Below are 5,856 nucleotides of genomic sequence, written 5' to 3'. Positions count from 1 at the left end.
AGTTTAATATAGACCGCTATTTAGCTGAGTATAGTTTTAGAATCAATCGCTCACAAAGCAAAGAGACTATCTTTAACAAATTAATGAAAAGAATTGTAGAACGTTCTCCCGTTTCCCAAAGTCAATTAGTATGTAGCTAAATAGACACCTCAATAATTTTATTTTAAAAACTCTAACCCCTGATAGAAATCTTTATATTCTTCCTCATAACTACTCAATACAAATATGGGAGGCTCATTTTCTGAAAGGAAAGTTAGCCAATGACCATAGGAGTAAAATACAATATTTTCTATAATATCTGGTTTTCCCTTAATGAAATTACCAATATAAAAATTTTTATACATCCATACGGTTGCGATACCATTTCCAGCAAAAACACGCTCTATTACTTTCTTATTATCTTTAACAATCATTAAGTAAATCATTCTTTCATCCCATCTTTCATTGAGCTTATCCCAATTGGAAAAGGCTTGCATATAAAAGTCAGCATTATTTATTTTTCCTTTATATGTATTATCTATATGAAGAGAGATAGGATATTCATAGTAAGCATATTTGTCCAATAAACTGTAATTGATAGGAAAAGGAATATCTATATTTTTTATCTTCACGCTTTCTATTCTTTTTATTTTTCCCGTTTGGAATATATTTCCATCCTCAATAGATGCGTAATCATATTCTTTTCCTTTATATGAGGTATCTAGTTCTTCGCTATAACTTAATAATAAACCAACATCAAAATACTTCTCTTCTATTTTTCCTTCTATTATCTCAATAGGATTGTAAGCGATCATTTCTAAATCTTTTATTAAATACGTATCCAGTTTGTCCTCTTTTATACTATAAGCATACACTGTATCAGTTTGTTTTAGGTGTAATTGTTCTAATATTTGCTCTTTGCGTTTTCCTGTTAGGGAGAAATAATATTTTTGCTTATTTATCTCTTTCTTTGTAAGGAGCGGTTCTTTTTGACTAAGCCTATAAGGTATAGAGAGATTTACGTAATATCCAAATTTTGGAAAAACACTAACTTCATTTACTTTATAAACCTTCAAGTTAGCTGGTTTCCTATTTAAATAACCATACCCTTCTTCTGAATTAGGATATATATTTACAAATTTTAAGCTATCTCTATAAAAAATACGATCAGCCGCTATAAGAGAATCTTCACTTATAATTTCTTTTTTTTCTTCCTCTTGTGAAGGATTTACCTCTGTTTTTTCCATTTTACACGCCGTGATTAGGAAAAATACACTTATTATATATAATACGTATTTCATTATATGGTACATTTTAGTGTCTATTATCTATTATAGTCAAACAAATTTAGATTGCGAATAAATAAAAGATTTATTATCTTTGCACTGTCTATGGAACTAACACTGTCACCAACAGAAATAGAGGAACTTAGAAAGCTCTAACGCAACTTGCAAGGTCGCTCGGATTATGCCTGAGTTACCTGTATTTTGATGCTTTCTATGGGCAATACTCCTATTTTTGTTGCTGATTGCTTAGGTATAGATATTTCTACTATTTATTGTTATCGTTCCTTATATCTTGAAGGAGGACTAGATAAACTCCTTGAGAATCGTTATAGAGGTTATCAAGGTCTGCTTAATATTTTTCAAATAGAATCCTTAAAACAAGAGTTACGCACACATCTTTATACAGATGCAAAACAAGTATCTCAATGGGTTAAAGACACTTTTGAAGTTACCTATACTCCACAAGGAATGGCTGATTTACTTAACAGAATTGGTTTTTCCTACAAGAAAACAACCGAAGTGCCTTGTGAGGCGGATCCTTTGAGACATAATACAAACGAGCTTCCTTTAATTTAGTTTTTTTCTTAAAGGGCTATCTAAATTTACAAAAAAATATAAAAATATTCAGTTGGGGTCTTTTGGAACCAATCTCCTTTTCCTCGCTTGGGGTCATCATCTCCCCAAGAGGCTAAAACAGCAACACCTAATTTATCCCATATAAACGCTCTTCCTTCTCTTGCAGTTCTATCATATTTACCAAAGATCTTCTCCCATTCAGTTACGGGTTTTCCTAAAGGCAAGTCTTGTCCTTTATAAGTTATTTTCTCTTCAGTGAGTACATAATCAGCCTCAAAAGGTTCATTGGGGGTATTACCCTCACATTGTAACAACCCTAATATACTGCTCAGTAATATAAATGTTGTCATTTTCATTTGTAAAATGATTTAAAATATTCAAAAATTTCTTCTGCTTTTTTTCTAAATTTATTTATTTCATCACTATGCTCATTTATATAATGTGTTATTTCATTATGAGTGTGTTCATAAACTGTTTTATCTTTTAGCTTTTCAATAGTTTTATTATTGTTTTTTATCCATACAATTATTTTTTCATCAAATTCTTTATGTATGGTATTATTTGTATTTTTTTGAGGAGGAATAAAATCCTTAGGGTGTACAAAATATGTATCAACTACATAATCTACAAATATATCTTCACTTAAAGCCTCTCTTGTTCTATCAGTTCATTGCCATAAGCGATATATTTTACCTTAGCGGTAGTGAGTTTTAAGGGAATCGTTGGGAAAAAAGTGATGTCTATTTCTTTAGTATCTTGAGGGTTATAGATATCTTGAACTCTTTTCTTTGTTGCAAAGCTGTTATATAATGAGATAGACTTGTTGTTTTGAGAAGGGTACACTTGTAATAGTGTATGCGCCGTGTCGCTGTATAGCTTCTTTCAAGCTCTCTTTTACCAAGAGTTTTAGGTTGGCATCACTTTTAAGCATATCAAAGTCTGCTTCCCAAAAGCCCGTGCCGAAGCCTTCATCAAACTTACACTCTCCCCAAGCTGTGGTAGCCAGTAGGAAGAGTTGCTGGTCAATAGAGGTCTCTAAGGTGGTCTTGGCAAGGTCGTGCTTCTCTATCAACGCCTTGAAGTCTATGGGGTTTTGTAGTAAGTGCCTTTCATTTATCTTAATTATTACAAATCAATATCTTCTTATTATTACAAATTCATCACTACCTTGTGGTAAATATAGCTTAACGGGGAATGTAGCGGCACCTCCTTCTTTTCCATATTGTATAAGAGGACTCTCTCCTTTTATATCCCAATCGATACCATTAACCTGTTTAGTGTGATTACTCCGTTCTAAGCACACTAATCTACCATCAGCATATATTTTCATCTCATAATCTTCTAAAGCAGCCATCATACCCTTGTCTTTGATAATTTCTTCTTTTTCTTCTTTGATGTACTTATTGAGGTATTCTTTATCAGAATAATTGAAAAAAGCTGTTTCTTCTTGAGATTTTTTTACTAATTTTTGCCATTGATCAACATCTCCTTTATTAAGAATTTCCCATAGCTTTTTATAATAGGCGATAACTTTTTTCTTTAGTTTATCTTTGTCCCATTTTCTAAGATCTTGCCCATTACTCCAACCATTCAGTTCATAAGGTAAATCGATTGTAAACTTTCCTTTTATTTCATAATATGGAACAGGTTTCTCCAAATTTGGAATAGGATAAGAGTATAGATACTGATATGTTCCCTCTTCTGCTCCTTCTCCCACAGCAATCTTCTGATATTTAACTAATCCTACTTTTAAGAACTGAAAGGTATCAGGCTGTATACCTCCTTTTCTCAGTTCTTCATTAGAAGAAAATAGTTTTATCCTAAACTGATAAGTACCACTCTTTAGAACAGCTTGATTAATGTTTATTATAGTATTATGCATAGACATTTCATTGTTTGTTTCTACTAAAATATCATTAATGTAAGCTTCATAACGACCAGGTATGGTAACACCTAAAGCATAAACAATTCTTTCATTTGATTTCATATTATTTTTTTGTTTAAAACTCAGTGATAATACTGTTAGAAGTATTAAAATACAATATTTATTCCTCATCTTTTTTTAGATATTCTTTTTTTTCTACAAAATAAAAGCCTTTACCACCTCCTGTATAAGGTTGCACTACACGTATCCAAGGGGTCATTTCATTACGCTTGAACATTATTTTTATTCTGAGTATAGCTAATAATTACATTGATAAAAAAAGCTATTGATGTAATAGTATAAATAATATTTTCTAATGTATGATATTTTTTATTATAATAAAAAAACCTCCAAGTCCCCGGTTCAACACAAAAACTATACTTGGAGGAGGTGTCCATATGAACGACCTGAATAAGATTTTAGGCATTTATGATATAAAAGTCAATGTTAATTGTGTAAAAGACGATGATATCTCGTTTCTTATTAAAACCGACCCTAAGCCACATAAATGTCTGTGATGCAATAATGTAACTGCTAAGGTACACGATTACAGAATTCAAAAGATTAAAGATATACCTTTTCAAAATAAATCTTGTACCTTACACCTTAAAAAGAGACGTTATCATTTTCCTAACTGTGGCAAACACTTTTATGAATCATATGATTTCGTTTCAAGGTATCTGCATAGAACTCAAAGACTGACCAAGTTTATTGCTCATTCTTTCTATGACTCGATAAACATTAAGCATGCATCTATCCGAGCTAATGTCTCTACCCCACACTGTATATAAAGTACTTGGCACTCTTAACAATTCATCTGATAGAATTGGAGAAGCTATATCAATAGATGAGTTTAAAGGTAATGTGGGAACTGAAAAGTATCAAACTATCGTTGTCGATCCTATAAAACATAAGGTATTAGATATACTATACTCCAGAAAAAGTACATGTTTGGTTGAATATTTTAAGTCTCTTGATAAGTCTAAACGTATGAATGTAAAATATTTCTCATGCGATATGAATAAGACTTTCATAGATATGGCTAAAACATATTTTCCAAACGCTAAAATAGTTATTGACAGGTACCACTTTATAAGGCAGGTATATTGGGCTCTAGAGAATGTAAGAAAGAATGTGCAAAAGAACATGTCAAAGACTCTTAGAAGGTACTACAAGCGAAGCAGGCACATCATAACGACAAGAGAATCAATTCTGTCTGAAGAAAATAAGGCAGCACTTAGACTAATGTTAGAGTATTCAGAAGACTTAAGGAAAGCACATTTCATAAAAGAGCTGTTTATCAAGCTACTTGATGAAAAATCATACTCAAAACAACGAGTACTCCTTCACGAATGGCTGCTTGAGGTAGAAAGTTCCGGTATAAAAGAGTTTAATGCAGCAATCACAGCATTCAGAAATAATTACAAATACATCTTAAATTCACTTAAGTATCGACATATATCAAATGGACCTACAGAAGGGTTTAATAACAAGATAAAAGTACTTAAAAGAATATCTTATGGTGTACGTAACTTTAAATATTTTAGGAATAGAATTTTAATGGTGACGGCTTAAAAAATGTCTGGGGACGGGGTCTTTTTGTTGTGCAAAAAAATATTTATCAGCTTTTAAATATATTCCGCCCAACAAAATGGTAAATACAAAAAATTTCAAATATAAAAAGTGGGCTGAAAAATCAACCCACCCCAACACTTGACAAAGAACCAATAATTTATGCCACTAATCAATATCTTCCTCTAAAGCTTCATAAAATTCTTCTTTTGAAACCTCTGTAAAGCCAAGTACATATATTTCATCAGGTTCTGCCGCCAAAGCACTTATATAATTATAAAATTCTTCTGCATTCATACCTGCACAAGCCTCATCTTCCGGTATAAATTTATCACGCTGCGAAGAATCAGACACTTCAACTCCCAATGCTTCTATCTTTGCCCAGTATTCGTCTTCTGTAAGAACTTCCCCATTTACTACAAAAGTATTATTATCCGACACCTTTGTTTCTTCAATGTTTTTTGAAGCTTGAACAGAATTTAACCCAAAAACTGATGACAGTATAAGTACACTGCATAT

General features: G+C 31.8%; 7 protein-coding genes and 2 pseudogenes. 4 read left to right on the top strand and 5 right to left on the bottom strand.

Translation table 11 applies throughout. From position 1 onward, the window contains the following. Positions 1 to 140 (top strand): annotated as a pseudogene (locus Q0625_RS07275) (IS1595 family transposase); the annotation flags it as partial. A gap of 18 nt (positions 141 to 158) precedes the next feature. Here the strand turns inward: Q0625_RS07275 and Q0625_RS07270 are convergent. Further along, positions 159 to 1,226 (bottom strand): hypothetical protein, encoded by a 1,068-nt coding sequence (locus Q0625_RS07270; RefSeq protein WP_298825172.1) that lies wholly within the window; start codon positions 1,224 to 1,226, stop codon positions 159 to 161. A 243-nt stretch (positions 1,227 to 1,469) separates the two neighbouring features. Between Q0625_RS07270 and Q0625_RS07265 the strand changes: the two genes are divergently transcribed. Then, positions 1,470 to 1,841: a winged helix-turn-helix domain-containing protein gene (locus Q0625_RS07265; protein ID WP_298825171.1), complete on the top strand. Its 372-nt coding sequence runs from the start codon at positions 1,470 to 1,472 to the stop codon at positions 1,839 to 1,841. A 26-nt stretch (positions 1,842 to 1,867) separates the two neighbouring features. Here Q0625_RS07265 and Q0625_RS07260 read toward each other — a convergent pair whose 3' ends face one another. The 3 genes from Q0625_RS07260 to Q0625_RS07250 all read right to left on the bottom strand — a co-directional run bounded on the left by Q0625_RS07260 (position 1,868) and on the right by Q0625_RS07250 (position 3,828). Continuing rightward, positions 1,868 to 2,197: a hypothetical protein gene (locus tag Q0625_RS07260; RefSeq protein WP_298825169.1), complete on the bottom strand. Its 330-nt coding sequence runs from the start codon at positions 2,195 to 2,197 to the stop codon at positions 1,868 to 1,870. Positions 2,198 to 2,643: 446 nt separating this feature from the next. After that, positions 2,644 to 2,913: a hypothetical protein gene (locus Q0625_RS07255; protein ID WP_298825167.1), complete on the bottom strand. Its 270-nt coding sequence runs from the start codon at positions 2,911 to 2,913 to the stop codon at positions 2,644 to 2,646. Between the two features lie 60 nt (positions 2,914 to 2,973). Then, complete coding sequence (locus Q0625_RS07250) at positions 2,974 to 3,828, bottom strand: hypothetical protein (RefSeq protein ID WP_298825165.1); 855 nt, start codon at positions 3,826 to 3,828, stop codon at positions 2,974 to 2,976. A 467-nt stretch (positions 3,829 to 4,295) separates the two neighbouring features. On the opposite strand from Q0625_RS07250, the pseudogene Q0625_RS14950 reads away from it, so the two are divergent. Then, a pseudogene (locus Q0625_RS14950) lies at positions 4,296 to 4,556 on the top strand (transposase family protein); the annotation flags it as partial. Beyond that, positions 4,513 to 5,340 (top strand): ISL3 family transposase, encoded by an 828-nt coding sequence (locus Q0625_RS07245; RefSeq protein WP_298825163.1) that lies wholly within the window; start codon positions 4,513 to 4,515, stop codon positions 5,338 to 5,340. The pseudogene Q0625_RS14950 and the gene Q0625_RS07245, both read left to right, overlap by 44 nt. A 165-nt stretch (positions 5,341 to 5,505) precedes the next feature. Here the strand turns inward: Q0625_RS07245 and Q0625_RS07240 are convergent. Next, a partial coding sequence (locus Q0625_RS07240) for a hypothetical protein (protein WP_298825161.1) occupies positions 5,506 to 5,856 on the bottom strand: 351 nt, incomplete at its 5' end.

Source organism: uncultured Capnocytophaga sp. (assembly GCF_938029845.1).
Lineage (GTDB): Bacteria > Bacteroidota > Bacteroidia > Flavobacteriales > Flavobacteriaceae > Capnocytophaga.
Note: the sequence above shows the minus strand (reverse complement) of the source record. Positions and strands in the feature narration are given on the sequence as shown.

Excerpts from the sequence above, each read along its gene's own strand:
- Q0625_RS07270 (WP_298825172.1), bottom strand. The coding sequence starts at position 1,226 with ATGGAAAAAACAGAGGTAAATCCTTCACAAGAGGAAGAAAAAAAAGAA.
- Q0625_RS07265 (WP_298825171.1), top strand. The coding sequence starts at position 1,470 with ATGCTTTCTATGGGCAATACTCCTATTTTTGTTGCTGATTGCTTAGGT.
- Q0625_RS07260 (WP_298825169.1), bottom strand. The coding sequence starts at position 2,197 with ATGAAAATGACAACATTTATATTACTGAGCAGTATATTAGGGTTGTTA.
- Q0625_RS07250 (WP_298825165.1), bottom strand. The coding sequence starts at position 3,828 with ATGAAATCAAATGAAAGAATTGTTTATGCTTTAGGTGTTACCATACCT.
- Q0625_RS07245 (WP_298825163.1), top strand. The coding sequence starts at position 4,513 with ATGCATCTATCCGAGCTAATGTCTCTACCCCACACTGTATATAAAGTA.